The 21,608-nt window shown below is 30.1% G+C and carries 17 protein-coding genes; 11 read left to right on the top strand and 6 right to left on the bottom strand.

The annotated features are described in order from the left end of the window. The first annotated feature begins 84 nt into the window (after positions 1–84). From purM to prmA, 4 genes are all read left to right on the top strand, one after another. Positions 85–1,074: a phosphoribosylformylglycinamidine cyclo-ligase gene (purM, locus tag VJY32_RS09960; protein WP_434968538.1), complete on the top strand. Its 990-nt coding sequence runs from the start codon at positions 85–87 to the stop codon at positions 1,072–1,074. A 95-nt stretch (positions 1,075–1,169) separates the two neighbouring features. Next, positions 1,170–2,531: a TatD family hydrolase gene (locus VJY32_RS09965; RefSeq protein ID WP_353677762.1), complete on the top strand. Its 1,362-nt coding sequence runs from the start codon at positions 1,170–1,172 to the stop codon at positions 2,529–2,531. Next, positions 2,532–3,959, top strand: coding sequence for a D-alanyl-D-alanine carboxypeptidase/D-alanyl-D-alanine endopeptidase (gene dacB / locus VJY32_RS09970; protein WP_353677763.1), 1,428 nt, complete (start codon positions 2,532–2,534; stop codon positions 3,957–3,959). Positions 3,960–3,968: 9 nt separating this feature from the next. Next, positions 3,969–4,820, top strand: coding sequence for a 50S ribosomal protein L11 methyltransferase (gene prmA, locus VJY32_RS09975; RefSeq protein WP_353677764.1), 852 nt, complete (start codon positions 3,969–3,971; stop codon positions 4,818–4,820). Here the strand turns inward: prmA and VJY32_RS09980 are convergent. Further along, the gene (locus tag VJY32_RS09980) at positions 4,817–5,248 is read right to left on the bottom strand and encodes a MarR family winged helix-turn-helix transcriptional regulator (RefSeq protein WP_353677765.1); all 432 of its coding nucleotides are present in this window, start codon (positions 5,246–5,248) and stop codon (positions 4,817–4,819) included. The two genes, prmA and VJY32_RS09980, sit on opposite strands and share 4 nt — an antisense overlap. A gap of 118 nt (positions 5,249–5,366) precedes the next feature. Between VJY32_RS09980 and VJY32_RS09985 the strand changes: the two genes are divergently transcribed. From VJY32_RS09985 to menE, 7 genes are read left to right on the top strand one after another with little or no spacing between them, the layout of a single operon-like run. Next, a complete protein-coding gene (locus tag VJY32_RS09985) occupies positions 5,367–6,806 on the top strand; it encodes an isochorismate synthase (RefSeq protein ID WP_353677766.1) in 1,440 nt (479 codons plus the stop codon). Next, positions 6,790–8,574, top strand: coding sequence for a 2-succinyl-5-enolpyruvyl-6-hydroxy-3-cyclohexene-1-carboxylic-acid synthase (gene menD / locus VJY32_RS09990; RefSeq protein ID WP_353677767.1), 1,785 nt, complete (start codon positions 6,790–6,792; stop codon positions 8,572–8,574). The genes VJY32_RS09985 and menD overlap by 17 nt, the downstream gene beginning before the upstream one ends. Continuing rightward, positions 8,549–9,388, top strand: coding sequence for a 2-succinyl-6-hydroxy-2,4-cyclohexadiene-1-carboxylate synthase (gene menH, locus VJY32_RS09995; RefSeq protein WP_353677768.1), 840 nt, complete (start codon positions 8,549–8,551; stop codon positions 9,386–9,388). The genes menD and menH overlap by 26 nt, the downstream gene beginning before the upstream one ends. Beyond that, positions 9,378–10,211, top strand: a complete 834-nt coding sequence (gene menB, locus VJY32_RS10000) for a 1,4-dihydroxy-2-naphthoyl-CoA synthase (protein WP_353677769.1) — start codon at positions 9,378–9,380, stop codon at positions 10,209–10,211. The genes menH and menB overlap by 11 nt, the downstream gene beginning before the upstream one ends. Before the next feature lie 5 nt (positions 10,212–10,216). Beyond that, a complete protein-coding gene (locus VJY32_RS10005) occupies positions 10,217–11,116 on the top strand; it encodes a 1,4-dihydroxy-2-naphthoate polyprenyltransferase (protein ID WP_353677770.1) in 900 nt (299 codons plus the stop codon). Then, complete coding sequence (menC, locus tag VJY32_RS10010; RefSeq protein WP_353677771.1) at positions 11,113–12,174, top strand: o-succinylbenzoate synthase; 1,062 nt, start codon at positions 11,113–11,115, stop codon at positions 12,172–12,174. The genes VJY32_RS10005 and menC overlap by 4 nt, the downstream gene beginning before the upstream one ends. Continuing rightward, on the top strand, positions 12,171–13,631 hold the full coding sequence (gene menE, locus VJY32_RS10015; RefSeq protein ID WP_353677772.1) for an o-succinylbenzoate--CoA ligase: 1,461 nt from the start codon (positions 12,171–12,173) through the stop codon (positions 13,629–13,631). The genes menC and menE overlap by 4 nt, the downstream gene beginning before the upstream one ends. 21 nt (positions 13,632–13,652) lie before the next feature. On the opposite strand, the gene VJY32_RS10020 is transcribed toward menE, so the two are convergent. From VJY32_RS10020 to VJY32_RS10040, 5 genes are all read right to left on the bottom strand, one after another. Then, positions 13,653–14,339: a response regulator transcription factor gene (locus tag VJY32_RS10020; RefSeq protein ID WP_353677773.1), complete on the bottom strand. Its 687-nt coding sequence runs from the start codon at positions 14,337–14,339 to the stop codon at positions 13,653–13,655. A 4-nt stretch (positions 14,340–14,343) separates the two neighbouring features. After that, positions 14,344–17,859 carry a response regulator gene (locus VJY32_RS10025; protein WP_353677774.1) on the bottom strand — a complete coding sequence of 1,172 codons (3,516 nt, stop codon included), beginning with the start codon at positions 17,857–17,859 and terminating at the stop codon, positions 14,344–14,346. Positions 17,860–17,920: 61 nt separating this feature from the next. Then, positions 17,921–19,165, bottom strand: a complete 1,245-nt coding sequence (locus VJY32_RS10030) for a type II secretion system protein GspD (RefSeq protein WP_353677775.1) — start codon at positions 19,163–19,165, stop codon at positions 17,921–17,923. Between the two features lies 1 nt (position 19,166). After that, a complete protein-coding gene (locus tag VJY32_RS10035) occupies positions 19,167–20,054 on the bottom strand; it encodes a hypothetical protein (protein ID WP_353677776.1) in 888 nt (295 codons plus the stop codon). Next, positions 20,051–21,607, bottom strand: a complete 1,557-nt coding sequence (locus tag VJY32_RS10040) for a hypothetical protein (RefSeq protein ID WP_353677777.1) — start codon at positions 21,605–21,607, stop codon at positions 20,051–20,053. The genes VJY32_RS10035 and VJY32_RS10040 overlap by 4 nt, the downstream gene beginning before the upstream one ends. Position 21,608 lies beyond the last annotated feature (1 nt).

Here is a 21,608-nt window from a genome sequence, read left to right on the forward strand (position 1 = left end):
TTATCATTTTAAAAGGGGGTTAACTTATAATTCGGGATTAATATTCTTATATTTGCTGTAAAAAATTTAGAGGATTTAGTGGGAATTAGTTATAAAGATGCCGGTGTAAACATACAGGCAGGTGAAAATACTGTAGATAGAATTAAGTTACTTGCTAAATCTACATTTAATCAAAATGTTTTGCACGGCATAGGCCATTTTGGAGCTTTTTATAAAATTGATTTGAAAAAGTGGAATAATCCAGTTCTTGTTTCGAGTGTTGATGGTGTAGGAACGAAAATTAAAATTGCTATGATGATGAATAAACACGATACGATTGGGCAGGATTTAGTCAACCACTGTGTTAATGATATTGCAGTTTGTGGAGCAGAGCCTCAATATTTTATGGATTATATTGCATTTGGGAAATTAATCCCTGAAAAAGCCGAACAAATTATTAAAGGATTTTCAATTGCCTGTAAAGAAAATAATGTTGCTTTAATTGGTGGCGAAACAGCAGAAATGCCAGGCATCTATGCCGAAGATGAATACGATGTGGCGGGAACTATTGTTGGTTTTGTTGAACAGGATAAAATTATTGACGGCAGAAATGTTCAAAAAGAGGATGTATTAATTGGTTTTCCTTCAAATGGATTACATACAAATGGATATTCACTTGCAAGAAAAGTCTTGCTTGATAAATTCAAATTAAATGATTTCATAGATGAACTTAATAATACACTTGGCCAAGAATTATTAAAAATTCACAAATCTTATCTTCAATTGATAAATTTATTGAAAGAAAATTTTTCTATAAAAGCATTCTCACATATTACAGGTGGTGGAATAGTAGGCAATACTAAAAGAGTTCTTCCAGAAAATTTGAAAATGAAAATTGATTGGCACTCATGGGAAATTCCGGTAATATTTCAATTGATTAAAAAAATTGGGGATATTGATGACGAAGAAATGAGAGAAGTATTCAATCTTGGAATAGGTTTAATAGCAATCGTAAATAAAAACGAAGTAGATAACGTATTGGAACTTAGCAAAAGTGTAAATGAAACAGGCATAGTGATTGGCGAAGTGTATTAAATATTTTCTCTTAGAAGTTGAATCAAAAATTCTATTAAATTGTTTTTGTTAAAAATTGTTAAATAACATTTACTCTAAATTATAAGAAAAATCATATGTTCATAGATACACACGCTCATCTGTTTTATCCTAATTTCAATGGTGAAGTTGAGCAGGTAATTCAAAGAGCAAAAGAATCTGAAGTTAATTCAATAATAGTTCCTGCTGCAGATTTAGTTTCATCTCAACAGGCAATAGAACTTGCTGAAAAGTATGACAACATTTATGCAGCAGTAGGTGTTCATCCACATGACAGCAAAGAATGGAATGATGGTATTATTAATAAACTGGAAGAACTTGCAGGTAATAAAAAGGTAGTTGCAATTGGTGAAATTGGACTTGATTATTATTATGATTTTTCGCCGCGGGAAATTCAAATAAAAGCATTTGAAGAACAGATTCAACTTGCATTAAAATTGAAATTGCCGGTAATTATTCATAATCGGGATGCTAATGAAGATATAATGCAAATAGCTCGCAAGTATAAAGATTCCGGATTAAGAGCCCAGTATCATTGTTTCGCTGGTTCAATATCAAATGCCAAAGAGTTAATTGAAATGCATCATTTTATTTCTTTTACAGGAAACATTACTTTCAACAAAGCAGAAAATTTAAGAAAAGTTGTTTCCAGCATTTCTATCGAAAATATTCTTCTTGAAACAGATTCTCCATTTATGACTCCTGTTCCACATAGAGGAAATAGAAATGAACCTGCTTACATCCGATTTATTGCAGAAAAAATTGCTGAAATTCAAAATCTTACAGTTGAAGATGTTGCAAGAGCAACTTCTTACAATGTTTATAAATTATTTCGTATAGGACAAAAACCGGAATTGAGTATCACATATAAAATCGGGAATTCTCTTTATATAAATGTTACGAATAGATGTAATGCTGATTGCATCTTCTGCGATAGAAAAGGTGATGCAGTTATTAATGGTTACAACCTAAAAATGAAAAAATCAGAAGAACCAGATGCAGAGACTTATATAAAAGAAATCGGGGATCCAAAGAAATATAAAGAAATTGTTTTTTGTGGTTACGGTGAACCCACAATTAGATGGGAGGTTGTTAAAAAAATTGCAAAGTATGTTAAAGAAAATGGTGGTGTAACAAGATTAAATACAGATGGTCATGGAAATTATATTAACAAAAGAGATATTACTCCGGAACTTGATGGATTAATTGATATTGTTTCGATAAGCTTGAATTCTGTTGACCCGGTTCAATATGGAAAATTAATGCGAGTTGATCCATCTATGCATGCGGAGATGATTGACTTTGCTAAAAAAGCAAAAAAGTATTCTCGCGTTGTTATGACAATTGTAGGACTAAGCGAGGTTGATTCATTAGCAGCAAAAAAATTTGTTGCTGAAGAACTTGGTGTAGAGTTCAGAGAAAGAGAATATTTTTCATAAATGAACAAAAAAATTTTATTTCTATTTTTAATCATATTCATATCAGTAAAGCAAAACTTCTCTTTTGCACAATCGGAATCAATTAATCTCTCAAAATCACTTGATAGTTTGTTCACAGATGAATTTTTTACTTCAACAATTGTTGCAGTTGATATTTATGATTTAACAGAAAATAAAAGACTTTATTCAAAAAATGAAAAATTGCTCTTACATCCTGCTTCACTTCAAAAAATTTTTACTACAGGAGCAGCACTTCTTTTTTTAGATGACTATAAATTCAAAACCAGTATTTATTTTGATGGTGAAATTGAGGATTCTATTTGCAAAGGAAATTTATTCATCCTTGGAGGATGCGACCCATTGTTTTCTTTGAATGATTTAGATTCTCTGATTCGAGAAATTAAAAAATATGGTATTAAAAAAATATCAGGTAATCTTTATGGCGATATCTCATTGATTGATTCTTTGTACTGGGGCGAAGGCTGGATGTGGGACGATGACCCTTATCCATTTGCTTCTTATCTATCACCTCTGTCAATCAACGGCAATTCTTTCAAAATAGTTTATAAACCTTCAAATGTTGGAGAACCTGTTCAAATAGAAATAATTCCCCGAACAAATTATTTCGATGTAGTTAATTCATCTTTGACTACAAATTTAGATACTTCTGATTTTGTTATTACACGCAATAGATTGAATAAGCAGGATAAAATTTTTGTGTCCGGTAATCTTTCAGTCAATTCAAAAGAAGATACATTAAGTTTCAGTGTTGTGAACCCCGCAAAATTTTTTTTGAGGCTGTTAGCTGAAAAGCTTAATGAAAATGGTATTAATTTTAGCGGTAATATTGAGTTTAAAAATGTTCCCAATAATGCAGAAAAAATTTTTTCATTCGAAAGAAATATTGATACAATTTTAGTTTATACAAACAAAGTAAGTTATAATTTAGGAGCAGAATTAATTTTGCGTGCACTTGCATTTAATTATTTTGAAAAGCCGGCTAATGCAAAAAATGGAATTCGTTTAATTGATAGTTTAATTACCCTCGCTAATTTTAATCCACAAAAATTCAAAATTGTTGATGGTTCTGGATTATCTTTTTACAATCTAATTTCTGCCGAACTAATAACTTCAATACTAAAATATTTTTTTTATGAAAAAGAGGATTTGTTTGTAAAACTGTATAACACATTTCCAATTTCAGGTTATGATGGAACACTTAAAAATAGAATGCTTAATTCTGCTGCATACAGAAAAGTAAGAGCAAAAACAGGGACATTAAGCGGTGTAAGTAATCTTGCCGGTTATATGTTTAATCACAAAAATCATTTGATAGCTTTTTCGATATTCATGCAGAATTTTGTAACTAATCCTAAAATTGCAAGAGATTTCCAGGATAAAATTTGTGAAATAATATACAACAATTAGGTAAGTTAAATGAAAAAGTTCAAACAATTTATAATCAGAACTGTGCCTCAGAACAATGAAATAATTAGCGGCTTACTTTGGCAGTTAAATTTAGATGGAATAAATGAAATGGAAAATGAACTAATAGTTTTTGCAGATAAATCAAAAAATATTTTAGCTGGTGATATTAAAAATATTCTTGATGAAGCTAAAAAAAATAATTTTATCGAGACATATAATTTAATTGAAGAAGAACTTGAAGATAAAAACTGGAATGAAGAGTATGAAAAAAATGTAAAAGTTATTGAGGTTTCTGATAAAATAGTCATAAAGCCTTCTTTTAAAGAATATCAACCCAAATTGGGACAAATAGTAATTACGATAGACCCTAAAATGTCTTTTGGAACCGGAGAACATCAAACAACAAAAATGGTTTTGAAATTTTTAGAAAAGTATATTCGAAATGGCGATAAAGTTTTAGATGTTGGAACTGGCACTGGCATTCTTGCAATTGCTTCAATATTTCTTGGTGCAGATAAAGCACTTGGAATTGATAATGATGAATGGTGTTTTTTAAATGGCAATGAAAATGTTAAAATGAACAATGTAGATAATAAAGTTGAAATTAGACTTGCAGAAATTCATCAAATTTCTGAAAAAGATTTTGATTTAATAACCGCAAACATTAACAAGAATGTTCTTTTAGATATTGCAAAGGAAATTAAAAATAAGATAAAAAAGACCGGAATCTTAATCCTTTCCGGTCTTTTAATTTCTGATGAAGAAGAAATTGTTAAAAAGTATAGTTCAATTGGATTTGGATTGCTAAAAAAAATGCAAATGGATGAATGGATTTCTCTTTCATTCCGGTTATTAAATTAAAATGCTAATTTTTCCAGCAACTCAATCAATTGTTTTTGTTCGCTCTCTGTTAATGATGAAGTAACAGAAGCCACTTTTTCTATATATTGAGGCATAATTTTATCAAGCTTTTCCTTTCCAGCAGGGGTTAATTCACCGAGTATTACTCTTCTGTCTTCCTTTGAGTGAACTCTTTTAACAAGACCTTCTTTTTCTAGGTTATCAACAACACATGTAATATTAGCACCGGTAACAAGCATTTCTTCACTTATTCTCTTAAGCGGCATAGGACCATTTTTGTAAAGTATTTCTAAAACTCCAAATTGAGGAGCTGTAAGTTTTTGTTCAAACATGTATTTGGCTTGAAGCCTTCTGAATTTGTCGCCTGCTTTTGTTACTTTCTCCATTAGTTGGAGTGCTGCTTCCCCTTTTTCTGGTTGCATTTTCATTTTCTCCTTCCTTGTTTGTAACTAATTTTCATTTCCCCAGCCCTCGTAATTGAATCTTTGTATTAAAAGAACTATTAAATTGTGCTTCGGATTATAAACATATAAAATTAAATTCATTTTGAAAAGCTGTTTCAAAGCTTTTTATTATTTTGCATCTGAAATTTATTCAAATAAATATAAAAATAAATTAATCTTGATAGTAAATAATAAAAACTTCACAAAGTATATTCTTAAATTACAAAAAAATATTAAACACAAGAACCCCAATTTATTTTATACCTACATTCAGGAAATAGATGATAAAATTTATAATGAATTTTACAATTTACTTTTAAATCAAAAGCAATTTTTTCTTTGGGATTTACCCCATAGAAATTATTCATTTTTTTCCTTTGGTAATATATTTTCAATTGATGAAAATTCATGTAAAAATATTTCTCAACTAAAACAAATTCACAATTTTGGTGAATCTGATTTTAGTTTTTATCCTTTGTTTATTGGTGGAATAAAATTTCCTGTTAGAGAGAAAACCAATCTCTGGAATGATTATCCGTCAGAAATCTGGTACGTTCCAGAAATATCTTTTATTAAATATAAAAATAAATGTTACTTTGCTTTCAATTTTATGTATGATATGTTGAATGAAAAAACTGAAAAAGTTCTTGAGAAAAAAATTAGTAAAATTCTAAGCAGCTCAGAAAAATTTTATTATCAAAAAAATGATGAAATTAGTGATACAGAATTTGATGATTGGAGTGTTATGATTTCGGATGCGTTAAATAAAATAAAATATAAAGATTTAGAAAAAGTTGTTCTTGCAAGAGTTAAAAAAATTAGTATCAGAGGAGAAATTAATTTTACTGAGATAATCGATAAACTTAAAACCCAATTTCCTGAATGCTATGTATTTGCCTGGAGAAATAATAATTCAGTTTTTTTTGGAGCTTCACCGGAATTACTTGGAAGAATTTCAAAAAATAAATTTGAAACTGATGCTCTTGCTGGTTCAATTAAACGAGGGATTAATGAAGAAGAAGATTTCATACTTGAAAATGAATTATTAAACGATAGCAAAAATATACACGAACATAAATCTGTACTGAAATTTATTGTTGAAAATTTGTCGAAGTTATCTGAAAGTGTGAATTATGATAAAACAAAAGTCAAAAAATTAAGGAATATACAGCATCTTTGGACCCCAATTAATGCAATTGTTCGAAATGATGTTTCTGTCATTTCGTTAATAAAAAGCATTTACCCAACACCTGCAATTTGTGGTTTGCCAAATAAAAGAGCATTGGAAGAGATAGAACAATTAGAAAATTTTGACAGAGGTTTGTATGCAGGTATTTTAGGCTGGTTTAATGTAGAAGGAAATGGAGAGTTTGTAATAGGAATTAGGTCTGCTCTTTATAAAAATTCTTTTCTATATGCCTTTGCTGGTTGTGGTATAGTTGAAGGTTCGGAAATAAAAAGTGAATTTGAAGAAACAGAGCTTAAATTAAAACCAATGCTTTCACTTTTTCGAGAGAGATTAACAAATGAAAATATCAGTTAATAGAAATACAGTCTGGTGTGATTTATTTGTTAATAGACTTGTAGAATATGGAGTGAAATATGTGTGTATTTCACCTGGTTCGAGAAGCACACCATTAACTTTAGCATTTAGTCAAAATGAAAATATAAAAGTATTTCAAATTGTTGATGAGCGTTCGTCTGCTTTTTATGCACTTGGAATGGCAAATAAATCAAAAACACCGGTTGCTGTGTTAACAACATCCGGAACTGCAGTAGCAGAACTTTATCCTGCAATTATTGAAGCATATTATCAAAGGGTGCCTCTGATTATTTGCACAGCAGATAGACCGCCTTACCTTAGAAATACAGGTGCCAATCAAACTATTAATCAAGATAACATTTTTGCAAATCACATTAGATATTTTGCAGATGTTGGTTTGCCAGAAGTTAATTTAGCAAAATTAAAAAGTTTGATTAAAAATACAGATGAAGCATTAAAAATTGCTTTGATAGAAAATCCTGGTCCAGTTCATTTGAATTTTCCTTTTGAAAAACCATTTGAACCCGATAGTTACACAGAAAAGGTAGATATTGAATTCCTGAATAAAATTTATAACTCCATCGATTCTGTTGACTTTAAGGAAAAAAAGAAAAAGTATTTAATAAATGATTCAATAAAAAAACTATTTAATCATGAAAAAGGATTAATCATTGTTGGATACAATGGCTATGATGAAGAATTTGCAAAGTTATGCGTAGCTTTATCAGAAAAATTAAAGTATCCAATTTTTGCTGATATATCTTCTGGATTAAGACATGGAAATCATTCAAAGAAAAATATAATTGAGAATTTTACATCGATTGTAAAATCAAAACATTATTTGAAAAAATATGACCCTGAAATCATTTTGCAGTTTGGTGGTTCTCCAACTTCAAATGTAATATTGAATTATTATAAAAATTCTAAAGCAGAGAAAATTTTGATAAATGAATTTGGTGATAGAAATGACCCATCATTAACTGCAAAAACAATTTTGAAAATTAATCCGGCCGAATTTTGCAGGCTTGTCTTAGAAGAAATTAAGACTTTACAATTTAATAGAAACAACAAATGGCTAAAAAATATAATTCGATTAAATCAAATTGCAGAAGAAATCAAACGAAATAAACTAAAAGAAGAAAAGATTAATTTTGAAGGGAAAATTATTTATGAAGTTTTCGATCTGTTGCCCTCAAGGTGTAATGTGATGCTTTCAAATAGTCTTCCAATACGTGATGCAGATTTTTTTGTTTCATCAAATCAAAAACGAATTAATGTTTTTTGCAATCGAGGCGCAAGTGGAATTGATGGAATAAATTCAACTGCGCTTGGAATAGCAGCTGTATCTAAACAACCAACTATTTTAATAACAGGCGATTTAGCATTCTATCATGACATGAATGGTCTTCACAATGCTATTAAATTCAAAATACCATTAACAGTAATTTTAATCAACAATAATGGCGGTGGAATATTTGAGTCACTACCAATATCGCGGTATGGCAAAACTTATATTCAAAATTTTGTTACACCGCTGAATATTGATTTTTCAAAATTTGTTAAAGCTTATGGCGGTGAATATTTTTTAATAAAAAACTTTTCTGAATTAAAAAAGAAACTATTGTCGTCAATAAATAGTAAAAAATTCGCAGTTCTTGAGATAAAAACAGATTCTAAGAAGTCGAAATTAATTCGTGAAAAAATTTGGGAGTCTATAACTTCCTCAATTAATTTGAAATTAGATGAAGATAATAGTAAATCAAATTGAATTTAATATTCTAATTGATGAAAGCAAAAGAAGCGGAGAAAAAATTCCAATTGTATTTTTACATGGATTTACAGGCAGCGCAGAAGATTGGCATTTTATATTTGATAAACTTCCCGACAAATATTTTCCTATCGCAATAGATTTAATTGGACATGGATTAACTGAATCTCCCGATGATTCATGCTATTACACTTGTACTGCAATAATCAATCAACTCAGCAGTATATTTGATTATTTGAAAATTGATAAACTTATTATCTGTGGTTATTCAATGGGTGGGAGAGCTGCACTTTCTTATTGTTTGCATTTTCCTGAAAAATTAATTGCTGCTATATTTGAAAGTACAACAGCTGGGATTGAAGATTTTGAATTAAAAAAGGAGCGGGTTATTTCTGATTTTATAATGGCAGAAAAAATTCGAAAAGATGGCATAGAAAATTTTATTGAATACTGGATGAATCTCCCGCTCTTTGAATCTCAAAAAAAAATTTCAAGTTATGATTTAATTAAGAACAAAAAATATCAAAACAGCGTTATAGGATTGTCGAATTCATTGCTTGGTTTTAGTACAGGTTTAATGCCAAACTACTGGAATAAATTAAACTTGCTTAAATTTCCTGTGCTCTTGATTACTGGTGGTCTGGATGAAAAATATACAGCAATTGCAGAAAAGATGAAGATTAGATTTCAGAATTCAGAACATAAAATAGCAGAAAATTGTGGTCATAATGTTCACTTAGAAAAACCCGATGTTTTTATTAATTTTGTTTTGAATTTCTTAAATAATCTTGAAAGGAAATATTATGAGTTATAATTGGATAAAAGCAAAAGATTATCAGGACATTATTTATGAGAAGATGGATGGAATTGCAAAGATAACTATTAATCGACCAGAAAAGAGAAATGCATTCCGTCCAGAAACCGTATCCGAATTATACGATGCATTTAATGATGCACGAGAGGATACAAATATTGGTGTAATTTTATTAACAGGAAAAGGTCCAGCAAAAGATGGCAAATATGCATTTTGTTCCGGAGGTGACCAATCTGTTCGTGGTGATAAAGGTTATGTTGGAAAAGATGGGGTTCCAAGATTAAATATTCTTGATGTACAAAAACAAATAAGAAGTATTCCAAAACCAGTAATTGCTCTTGTTGCTGGATATGCAATAGGTGGCGGACATGTTTTGCATGTTGTTTGTGATTTAACAATAGCAGCAGATAATGCTATATTTGGTCAGACCGGACCTAAAGTAGGAAGTTTTGATGGCGGATTTGGTGCAAGTTATCTTGCAAGAATTGTAGGACAAAAGAAAGCACGCGAAATCTGGTATCTCTGTCGTCAATATAATGCACAGGAAGCACTTGAGATGGGTCTTGTCAATAAAGTAGTTCCTGTAGAACAGCTCGAGGAAGAAGGAATTAAATGGGCAAAGGAAATTCTTGAAAAAAGTCCTCTTGCAATTCGACTATTAAAATCAGCTTTCAATGCAGAACTTGATGGTCAGGCAGGAATTCAAGAACTCGCTGGAAATGCTACATTGCTTTATTACATGACAGAGGAAGCTCAAGAAGGAAAAAATGCATATATTGAAAAAAGGAAACCAGACTTTTCTAAATTTCCAAGAGTGCCATAATTTTTATGAATTCTGTTTCAATTACATCAACAAAAAAATTTTACATATGGATTTTAGCTGCACGACCTAAAACATTACCCGCAGCAGTTGTACCTGTTGTAGTTGGTTCATCAATTGCAATTTATTATAACAAATTTGATTTAATTGCATCATTAATAGCATTGCTTTGTTCTTTATTGTTTCAGATAGGAGCTAATTTTGTTAACGACCTTTTTGATTATCTTCATGGAACTGATAAAAAGGAAAGAACAGGACCTCAAAGAGCTGTAGCATCAGGATTAATTTCTGTTCGTGAAATGAAATTTGGAATAATAATAGTCTTTGGTTTAAGTTTTTTGCTTGGTTTATATCTTGTTTATCTTGGCGGCTGGTTAATTTTTCTAATTGGTGTTCTTTCTATAATTACTGCAGTTGTTTACACAGCGGGTCCTTTTCCGCTTGCATATCATGCGCTTGGAGATATAGCAGTCTTTCTGTTCTTTGGCTTTGTTGGAACAATTGGAACTTACTATGTTCAGGCAAAAGAAGTAACACCGCTGATATTCTGGGCTTCTGTTCCAGTTGGAGCTTTGATTACAAATATTCTTGTTGTAAATAATTATCGCGATAGAGAAGAGGATAAACTAAGTGGTAAAAATACGCTTGCAGTCATTTTTGGAGAAAAATTTTCCCGTCTTCAATATGTCTGCTTTATGATATTATCATATTTAATTTTATTTATTGTTTACTTTACATTCAAAAAAAGCTTATTTGTTTTTCTTCCAATTCTTTCTTTGCCAATTGCAATTAAATTGATAAAAATGATTTATACTCTTAAGGGAAAAGAATTAAATAAAACTCTCGAACTTACTGCAAAGCTTTCGGCAATTTATGGATTGCTGTTTGCAGCTGGTATTCTTTTATGATATTAAAAGTAATTAAATATTTTCTTTTCTCACTCCCATTAAAAACTGAATTTAAAAATTCATATAGTGCGTTTGATAAACGAGAAGGAATCATCATAAAAGCTATTGATGAAGAAAGCAATGTTACATACGGTGAAGCATCACCGCTTTTAGGTTTTAGTAGTGAATCCTTAAAGGAACTTGAAGAAGAAATAAAATTAATTTCACAGAATGAAATTTTTTTAGATGATGATATTGAAAATGCAAGAGTTCAAATAAAAAATTTGTCAAACTTGAATTCATTGAGATTTGCTTTTGAACAGATATTGCTGAATTTGTTATTTATCAGAAAATATGAACAAAAAAAATTTTTTTCGAATAGATGTCTAAAAAAAGAAATTTACATAAATACTGTTCTGGATATTTCGGAGCCTGAATTTGTTATCGGTGAAATTCAAAAAAAATATAATCAAGGATATAGAACTTTTAAGATAAAGATAGGAAGAGAAAATTTTGCAGATGATTTTTCTTTATTGGAATTGGTTTATAAAAAGTTTTTAAATAAAATAATTGTTCGTCTTGATGCTAATGGAAAATGGAGTTATGAAAAAGCAAAAAGTTATCTTAAAGAGTTAGAAAAATTCAAAATAGAATTTATTGAAGAACCCTGCGCTGAATTGATGTGCAATTTAGAATTGGCTAAAGAATCTAAAGTTGAAATAGCTCTTGATGAATGTGTGAAAAATATTAATGATGCAAAAAATATTATTGATGAAAGCCAGATTAATTTTATAGTTGTGAAACCAATGATTTATGGGAGTGTATTTGATTCAATAGAATTAATTAATTATGCAGAGACAAAGAATAAGTGTATAATTGTTTCATCAGCTTTTGAAAGTTCGATTGGTAAAAGCGCATTGGTGTTTATTACTTCCTGTGCTTCTCATTCATATGCTCATGGATTGGATACTTCAGATTTTTTTGAATATAATATTTGTTTTGATCAATATGCCATTAAAAATGGCAATATAAATTTCGAAATAAAAGATTTTCCTCCCAGTTATGATTTACAGATATGATTGCAATTACAAACAAAGAACACTGGCTTATTGAACAGAGCAAGTCAGCATCGGAATTATTAGCAATAATTACCGCATCTGAAAGAATTAACTACATACAATATTTCGAAAAATCATTTCAATTTTTCTGTCGATTATATGATATAGGAGTTAGGAAAAATGATAGGGTTGGAATTCTTTTTAATAATTCAAAAGAGTTTTTGTTTATGGTAAATGCAATCTGGTTTTGCGGAGCTGTAGCTGTTCCTTTGAATATTAGGTTAACTGAAAACGAATTATTACACCAGATAGAAAAAATTGGAATATCATTTCTTGTAATTGATGATAAACTTTACAATTTCAAAAAAGAAATACCTGGCAAGATAGTTTTGTTATCAAGATTAAATCAATTAAAGTATACTTCTGAAAATTATTTTATTCATGATTTTGATATTAATCGTGATGCACTTATAATGTTTACATCTGGCAGCACAGGGAAATCAAAAGCAGTGGTTCATACTTTTGAAAGCATTTATGAAAGCACCTCAGTTCTGGATGAATTTATAAATTTAACAGGTGATGATATCTGGCTTGCATCGCTTCCTTTTTATCATATTGGCGGTTTTATGATTTTTTGCCGCTCATTAATTTCGAAAAGTAAAATTGCAATTCCTAATTCATTAAACTATGATGACATTAGAACAGCAATTCAAAAGTTTGAACCAACACATATTTCATTTGTCTCGACCACACTTTATAGATTAATCGAAGAAAAATTTAAACCAAAGAAAAATATAAAATATGTATTTCTTGGCGGCGGACCTTTAGATACTTCTTTATGTGATAACGCAATTAAAGAAGGGTGGAATATTGTAAAAGTTTATGGTTCAACAGAAACATGTTCAATGGTTACTGCATTAATAAGCAAAGATTATATCTTAAAACCTAAATCAACAGGAAAGCCACTTAAAAATGTTGATATAAAAATAATAGGGAGTAAAGGTGAATTTCTTAATACACATGAAAAGGGAGAAATTGCAATCAAAAGTAAAACATTGTTCAGAGAATATCTCTCTTCAGAAAATAGGGGAAGAAATGTTGATGAGTATTTTTTAACTGGCGATTACGGTTGGCTCGATGAAGATGGTTATCTTTATATTGACTCTCGAAGAGAAGATATTATTATTACAGGCGGCGAAAATGTAAGCATAAAAGAAGTAGAAAATGCAATTAAACAGTTAAACGAAGTCGAAGATGTTTATGTATTTCCTGAAAAAGATAAAGAATGGGGACAATTAATTTCTGCAGCTATAGTTTTGAACAATGAAAAAACTCTGTCAGAAATTAAAAGAGAATTGATTTCTTATATTGCATCATACAAAATTCCCAAGCGATTTTATTTTGTAGAAAAGATTCCGAGAACAGAATTAGGAAAGATTGATAAAGAAAAACTTATAAAGTTGATTAAAGAGCAATAGACTTGGTTGATTTAACAATTTTTAATTGCTGCCTGTCTCTTTGTCCTTTTCTGCTTCAAGGTCAATAAGATGCAGGTCATTTACATAAGGTGTTAAAACAGGCTTTTTGATTGAACCAAGTTTTTCAAGAACTTTTACAATATCACTTGCTGCTTTTTCTATAAACTCTATTCTTTTTAAAACTGCCTCCTTCGAAAAACTTTCTTTTGAAAGTTCTCTTTTGATTGCAGCTGTTGAAAGATTAATTAAAGTAAGCGGTTGTTTAATTTCATGATTGGCTGTTGTTACAGTAGCTGCAAATGTTTTTATTTTCTCGATTTCTATTAAGAATTTATTTGTTTCACTAAAACGCAGAGCAGATTTTATCCTTGCAATTAATTCAGTTTTGTTGAAAGGTTTTTTGATGTAATCAAATGCTCCTGCCTGTAAACCTTCTTTTAAGTTTTCTGCTTCTGTAAGTGCTGTTAGGAGAATTATTGGGATTTGTTTTGTATCTTCTCGCGAAGTAAGGATTCTGCAAACATCGTAACCTGATATCCCCGGCATCATAATGTCAAGAAGAATTAAATCAGGTTTTTCTTCGATAGCTTTTTGAATTCCCATGTGACCGTCATAAGCTTTGATTACTTCAAAACCTTCCTGTTCAAGTCTATCCTGAATTAAAAATACATTATCTGGATAATCGTCAATAACTAAAATTTTCTTCATATTGTTAAAAAACTCTTACTTTGAGATAACTATTAATCTTTGAAGATATCGTTGAAGAATCAACAGGTTTTGTAACCAAATCGTTAAATCCATTTTTTTCGATTACTTCTTTATTTTCAAGCATTGCATAAGCAGTAAGAGCAATTACAGGAATATTAGCAGTTCTGCTGCTTGCACGAATTCTTTTAATAGTTTCAAATCCATCCATTGTTGGCATCATTATATCTAAAAAAATTAAATCAGGTAAAATATGATTTAGCATTAATAAACATTCCATTCCATTATGAGCATAAACCGGACTGCAGTTTAATTCTTTAAGCAATTCTCCAATTGTAAATAATGTATCTTCATCGTCATCAACTATCATGATGGTAGGTTTTAGTGAATCATGAATTGATTCTCGTTTTCGAGGTGAAGATTCAATCATCAAATTAAGTCTTTTATTTGCTTCACTGTCGTCTATTTGCAATCTGTCTTTAATGAATTTTAGAATATCAAGAGGATGATTTTTTTCTCTGAGTGTTATTGCGTTGAAAGTTTTTGTTAAATCTGTTAGTTCATCTTCCGAAAAGTTCTGCTGGGTAAGAAAAACAAGATGCGTGTTTTTTGTAAACTTGTTCTGTCTTAATAACGAGCAGAATAAAAGTGCATCTGATTTGAATGACTCTACATCAATTAAAAATACCTGCACTTTGCTGTAATCAATCAATGCCATGGCAGATTCAAGTGAGTTTCTGTAATCAAAGTCTATGGTTTTCAGAAAAGTGTCTTTGATAATTTCATATTCTTCTTTCTTGTAACTGGTATAAATTATTTTGTCGATGCTTTTATTAGTGAATAATTTAATCTGGTTAATTAAATTTTTCAAAGTGTTTTCTGTTACAGGTTTAATTAAAAAGTTAAATACATTTGGAGCCCAGCCCACTTTTTCATTTTCAATAACATTATAAATTATTATGGGAGTTTCCTGTGCAGCAGGATTTTTTCTTATATCTGCAATCAGCTGCCAGATGTTGTAATCATTCAAATAAGAATTAATAATTATTGAACTGAACTTTTGTTTGTTGATTGTTTCGAGACTTTGTTTGCCGCTTTCACAGATTGTAATTTGATAATTGTAAGTAATTAAATAATCTTTTACAAGTTTATTTACATTTTCACTGCTTCCAATTATCAAAGCAGAAAAATTTTTAGATTCTTCATAATCTTCTTTTACTTTTAAAAAATTATCATCATCAGTTTCTATAATTTCTACTATTGCATCATTTAGTATAAATGAAAATTTTGTTCCTTGGTTCACACGACTTTCAAGTGATAATTTTCCTCCAAGCAGTTCAACATATCTTTTACAAATTGCAAGTCCAAGGCCAGCCCCGCCAAAATGTTTTGAATTACCCATTTCGATTTGTTTGAACTCTGCAAAAATTAATTCTTTTTTTTCTTCTGGGATGCCAATTCCAGTGTCAATAACAGAAAATTTAATTGAATTATTATCAATCAATTCGATAGATAATTTTACTTCTCCTTTCTCGGTGAATTTAATTGCATTCATCAGAAGATTTGAAAGTATGTGGTCGAGTTTATTTTTATCTGTATCCAGTAAAATATTTTTTCTTCTTGGGGCTTCAATAGAAAATTTCAATTTCTTGTCTTCTGCAGGAATTTCGAAGTTTTGTTTTACTTCTTCAATTAGTTCGCTTAACAAAAATTTTTCTTTTTTGACTTCAATTTTTCCGGATTCAAGTCTTGAGAATTCCAGTATGTTTGTAATTAATCTCAATAATTTTTTTCCGTTGCGGTAGACAATGTTCAGTTTTTCATTAAACTTTGGATTGGAATAAGAATCTTTTAACAAAAGCTCGGTTAAACCAAGAATTGAAATTAATGGCGTTCTCAATTCGTGCGACATACTTGCAAGGAATTGTGACTTCACTTTTGTTAATTCTACTGCTTTGAGTCTTTGTTTTTCGAGTTCCTCAGCTTTTTCTCTTAGTTGATTATGAAGTTCCTTTAGTTGTTCGTTCTGCTGAATTATTTGTTTGTTCTGTTTCTGATATTCCTCGTTTAATCTTTTTAATTCTGAAATGTAATTTTCAAGTTGTTCAAGTGAAACGGCATTTACCAACCCAATTGCTAAATGTTCTTGAATATTATCAAGATAATTTTTAACCTCATTTTGTGGAATAGTTTCAGATGCAAGTTCAAGTATTGCAATTGGTTCTTTGTTATATAAGATTGGATAAATCAAAAGATATTTTAATTTGATTGATGCAAGGCCAGTTTTAATTTCAGGGAAGTTGTTTTCAAAAATAAATTCAACACTTTCTTTTTTATCAATCACATTAGAATAAAAATCTGAGTTAAAATTTGTGTTAACTGAATCTTGATTTATTCCATAGGAAGAAGTTAATCTTAAGTTTTTATTTTCTATTATATAGAGCAAACCAAATGAACAGCCTGTTGCTTTTATAATTTTTGTAAGTGCAGCCTCAGATACTTGTTTTAGTGTGGGATTTTGATTAATGAGTTTTATGAATTCAGTATATTCTTTTTCAATGTCTTCTTTCTTTTTAATTACATCAAGCATTTTGTTGAATGCTTCTCCAAGATTTCCTATTTCATCTTTTGAAATTATAGTAACACGGTGTTCAAGATTTCCTTTAGTTGTAATTTCAGTTGCTTCACTTAATAATGTAAGCTGCTTTCTAAATTTATAAGTGAATAGAAGAACAAATATAAATGTGAGAGCACTTCCAGCAGCAACAATCAGGATAACAACATTTCTTAAGGTATTTCTGAAATCTGCAGTTTCTTCAAAAGATGTGAAAATTATAAAGTTTAATTTTCCTGCAGGAGCTAAAATTTGTCTTGGTACATAGAGCGAAGCTTTAAAGTCAGCATTATCAATCTCTTCATTATAAATGTCATAGTTATTTTTGAATTTTAAATTCTGGATGGAATGATTTAACGCAGGAATAAATTTCTGATTTTTATCAGGATTGGAAATATCGTATAGTTGATTATCTATTATTAATGCAACGTCAGCTCTAATTTTTTCAGAAATTTTGCTGAGAAAATTAGAATCAAGAACTTTTCCGTAATAAATTATCTCGTTGTTGTCTATCCTTGAAAAACTTAAAACAACATTTGGATTTACTTCAAAAAATTTTTTGATTGACCTTGAAGCCAAGTTAAGACTGACATTTTTATTTTTTTTGAATTGGTTTATATTAATCAAAGAATCATTTTCTAAAGTAAAAAGAAAATCTATGCTGGTTGAATCTAAATTTATCCTGTTAAAGTTTTTTGTCGATGGTGAAATTTTTTTTATGTCATATTCGACTTGTTGAAGTGATGCTTCAAAAACAAAAATAAAGTTGTTTGTTGAATTTGATATTGATTGCGATTGATATCTTGTGAGAAGGCTATCTGTAAGTGAATAATAAATTATTGCAGAAGCGGCAGAAGTTATAACAACAATAATAAATGAAAATAATATCAGTTTTGTATTCAGTTTCATAATTTCTTAAAGTCATAAATTATGGCTGCTTTATTCGTATGAATAAAAATCAGGTTTATAATTACTTTTCGTCTTCTTTTTTAATTTCAGTTTCTTTTTTATAGTTATCCATTGCTTCGATATTTTTCTTTAACTCCTGTTTTAATATACCGCCTTCTTTCTTTGTAGATATTCTTTCTTTAAGCGGGGGCAGAATTTCTGCTTTAATGAGTATAATTATCTCTTTTGTTGTAATAGTTTTTTGGTCGTAACCGAAGATATATTTTAAACCCAAGAACCACCATGGCAAATCTTTTAAGATTGGAACGCCGCGTCTGTCAAAACTTTCTTCATTAAGGAATAATCCGCCAATTGCAGTTTCTTCGCCATCGAGAAGCAAAACATTTGTTTCTGCAGCAGTCTTTCTAATTTCTGTTGTAATTGTTCCTGGTATTGCAGAACTTCTTTCGACTTTTAATTTCATATAGACATAATCAATTCCATCTTCATTGTAAATGTAAGGTGTTACTTCGATGATTGTTCCTGTTGAGTAAAATCTATCTATTAAGTTGCCTGCAAAGTCTCTTTCTTTAATTGAAATGTCTGAACCAACTTGAGTTCTGCCTTTAACTCCATTTACTGTGCTGATTGTAGGTCTTGAAATAATTTTGCCAAGATTTTCTGTTTCAAAAAATCTGAATAGTGAAGTAGCGTCGCCTTCAAACTTACCCATTGTAAATTTTGATTCTGTATTAACACTGAATTCTGGGGGTTTTTGCTGGGTTTGAGTTGTGGTTCCTCCCTGTTGCTGTGTTTGTTCTTGGAGTGTAACAAGTTTTCCGCCAATTGACAATCCGCTTCTGGAGAGTAAAAATTCCCAGTTAATTCCTCGTTCTCTCATTTCGGCTACATTTGCTTCGAAAAGTAGTGCTGATATTCTAACTTCTCTTTCATCTACAGGTGCATAAACATCTTTGGCAAGCTGAGTTTTTGCTTCTTCTTTTTTCTTAACAATTATGGTTGATTCAGTTTCTTCCAGTGTTAAATTATTATATTGAACAATTATGAAAAGTGCTTTCTTATATTGAATTTTATTTAGCTCAACTCCAATTGGAGAAGTTATATTTACCGTTGATACAATTTTTTTCCCACTAACTTTTTGGCTTACTGCACTAAGCACTTCTATTGCTTGATTAAAAGGAATATTTTCAGAAAGAGTAACAAGTTCTTCGGGATTAACATATCCCTTTAGCTTTTCCTGCAAATCAATTTGAGCATCAACTCTGCTCAATACAAATATTAGCAAAAGAAAAATTAACTTTTTCATTTTATTTACTCTTCTTAATTTCTTTATCGAGTTTTAATGTTACTGTTTCAATTATCCCGCCTTTGTTCAATACAAAGCTTACTTCATTTTTATCGTAATTTATATTTGTCAGATAACCGAGATAAACTTTATCACCCTCCCATAATAAAAATGTGTTTCCACTGGCATCGGCTAAAAATGCACCGTCTGGAATTAATGCAAGCAGTTTTGCATTTTGAACATCAAGCAATCCTTCTTTGTTTGGCGGTATTTCATTTCTAATTAATGGATAGAAAATATCATAAACAGGATTTGGTTGAAGTCTGTTTTCTGTAAAATCTTTGACATAAAATCTATCGTCGTTTGAAAAGTAAACTGCAACTTTGAATTTGAAAGTGACAAGATAATGAGGCATTCCATCTTCATCAACTTTAACATTGTTTGTCATCTCGACATTAGAAATTTTCTTGAGCATTTTACTTTCTTCAATTGCAAAAATTAAATGGTTTAAATCATTGAATTCCGCAGTTCCACTTAATGTATAACGATAAATACTCAATGGTTTTCCCTGCTCGGTTTGCTCAAATTCTATGTTGACATAAGAATAAGGAGAAAATGAATAAGTAACTTGATTTACAAAATCATAAAAACTTGATTGAGAGAGATTATAGGGAACATTGTATTGTCTATTGGCAAGTATTGAATCAAGTTGTGCAACTCGCTTTCTCAAATAATTCAATTGTTGTGTTAATGCTTCGGTGTCGAGTTGATAAAGTGTTAAATCTTTTATCTTTTTTTCTCTGTCTTTTATTTTTCCTTTAAGATAAACATAATTGAACAGCCCGCCAATCAAAATGATGGCAATAAGAATAACGGAAATAATAATTGTATTTTTTAGTTTGCTGTTCATTTTGTTTTCAAAGTATCTTCTTGCAGTTTGAAATTAATTATATATGAAAAAGCACTTTTATCTCTTATAGCTTCGTAATTGATATTTTTAATTACAGCTGAAGGCATACTTTCTGCAAATTCTGTCAGTACACTTCTTGATAAAGAATAACCGCTTATTTTAATTTCAGATGGTGAAACAGTTTCAAGTCGACTTAACCAGAAATTTCTTCTTCGTTCTATAAAGTCTGAAATCTTTGTAATATTTTTATTCCAGATTCCAGCTCCTGCTGATGCTGAATCAAGAATTGCCTGAGTTGCATCAAAGTTATTTATTCGATTATCAAGAGGAGTGATTTCCTGCACAAGAGCTTGATTTTGAATTTGTCGTTGAGTTAATCGTTCTATTTCTAAATCAAGTTCTTTTATTTGTTCATAGCTAGATAAAATCTTGAGTGTAAAGAAGAAAGTAGCACCAAACAAGAGTGGAAGCATTGCATAACTATGCCATCCAAATTGTAAAAACCTCTGATTCTCCTGAATATATCTTGGGAGGAAGTTGATCCCAGAATAAATTTTATCAAGTTCATCAAAATATTCTACACCTACAGAAATCGGAATTGCATAAAGAGCAAGATTTTTTATTTCATTCTCGGTTAAGAAGGAAGTATCCAGACCTTCAAATTTAAGTTCAAAAACATTTGCTTCGGGGAATGTTCCATAGAATGAAAGAATTAAATTTTCTGAACGGTCTTCTCCACAAAGAATTATGTTGTCTAACTTTGGAATTCCACCATTTTCCATTTCAAGAAGAATTTTTGAAAAATAAACATCATAAGTATGAAGATTTTTTGTACCAATATCTAAGGTTGCACCAATGTGTTTTAATTTTTGTCCTTCTAAGAAAATAAGCTTGCTGTATTCCTTTCCAATATGAATAATTAATGTATAATCTTCGGGGAAAAATTTATGAGTTTTGCCAACATAGTAGGCAAGTGATAACTCAGCGGGTTTAACAGTGGGAATTTTGTAATAACGTCTTTTATTGTAACTTGCAAGTTGATTAACAATAGTAGCTCCGGCAATTTCTCCTTCAATGAAAACACTCAACATTGCTTTTTCGCTAAATTCAACAACATCAATCATATCAAGAGGAACTGTAATTCCTTTTGTGTTTTCAATATCTGCTATTATTGATTGTAATAACTTTTTTTTGTTTTCTTCTTTTGGACCTTCGTAGAAGTGGTAACTGACAATTGGTTCACTAACAATAGGGATGAATTGAAGTGATTTTAAATTCAGTCCCGATAACGAAGCTTGAATCTGTCCAATATCTGAGGTATCAACCGATTGTTCAGTTCCTAAATCTATTTTTTCTATATTATCAAATGAAATTTCACTAACAGAATCAATGGACTCAAGTTCAGCTAATGATTCCTGCCTTGATGAGCTTTGTAATGCTGTTGTCATTGTAATCGAGACGACACGGTTTACCGATACAGTCTCATTGTTTTTAGACATGACAGTGAGTTTTACATCATTACCTTCATTATATATGCAAACGATTTGTTTCATA

Origin of the sequence: Rosettibacter primus, from assembly GCF_036860675.1 — a bacterium.
GTDB lineage: Bacteria > Bacteroidota > Ignavibacteria > Ignavibacteriales > Melioribacteraceae > Rosettibacter > Rosettibacter primus.

Bases quoted from the DNA above. Each gene is read 5' to 3' on its own strand.
- VJY32_RS10035 (WP_353677776.1), bottom strand. From the start codon at position 20,054: ATGAACAGCAAACTAAAAAATACAATTATTATTTCCGTTATTCTTATT.
- VJY32_RS10025 (WP_353677774.1), bottom strand. From the start codon at position 17,859: ATGAAACTGAATACAAAACTGATATTATTTTCATTTATTATTGTTGTT.
- dacB (WP_353677763.1), top strand. From the start codon at position 2,532: ATGAACAAAAAAATTTTATTTCTATTTTTAATCATATTCATATCAGTA.
- prmA (WP_353677764.1), top strand. From the start codon at position 3,969: ATGAAAAAGTTCAAACAATTTATAATCAGAACTGTGCCTCAGAACAAT.
- menC (WP_353677771.1), top strand. From the start codon at position 11,113: ATGATATTAAAAGTAATTAAATATTTTCTTTTCTCACTCCCATTAAAA.
- VJY32_RS10020 (WP_353677773.1), bottom strand. From the start codon at position 14,339: ATGAAGAAAATTTTAGTTATTGACGATTATCCAGATAATGTATTTTTA.
- VJY32_RS10005 (WP_353677770.1), top strand. From the start codon at position 10,217: ATGAATTCTGTTTCAATTACATCAACAAAAAAATTTTACATATGGATT.
- menD (WP_353677767.1), top strand. From the start codon at position 6,790: ATGAAAATATCAGTTAATAGAAATACAGTCTGGTGTGATTTATTTGTT.
- VJY32_RS09965 (WP_353677762.1), top strand. From the start codon at position 1,170: ATGTTCATAGATACACACGCTCATCTGTTTTATCCTAATTTCAATGGT.
- menH (WP_353677768.1), top strand. From the start codon at position 8,549: ATGAAGATAATAGTAAATCAAATTGAATTTAATATTCTAATTGATGAA.
- menB (WP_353677769.1), top strand. From the start codon at position 9,378: ATGAGTTATAATTGGATAAAAGCAAAAGATTATCAGGACATTATTTAT.
- VJY32_RS09980 (WP_353677765.1), bottom strand. From the start codon at position 5,248: ATGAAAATGCAACCAGAAAAAGGGGAAGCAGCACTCCAACTAATGGAG.
- menE (WP_353677772.1), top strand. From the start codon at position 12,171: ATGATTGCAATTACAAACAAAGAACACTGGCTTATTGAACAGAGCAAG.
- VJY32_RS10040 (WP_353677777.1), bottom strand. From the start codon at position 21,607: ATGAAACAAATCGTTTGCATATATAATGAAGGTAATGATGTAAAACTC.
- VJY32_RS10030 (WP_353677775.1), bottom strand. From the start codon at position 19,165: ATGAAAAAGTTAATTTTTCTTTTGCTAATATTTGTATTGAGCAGAGTT.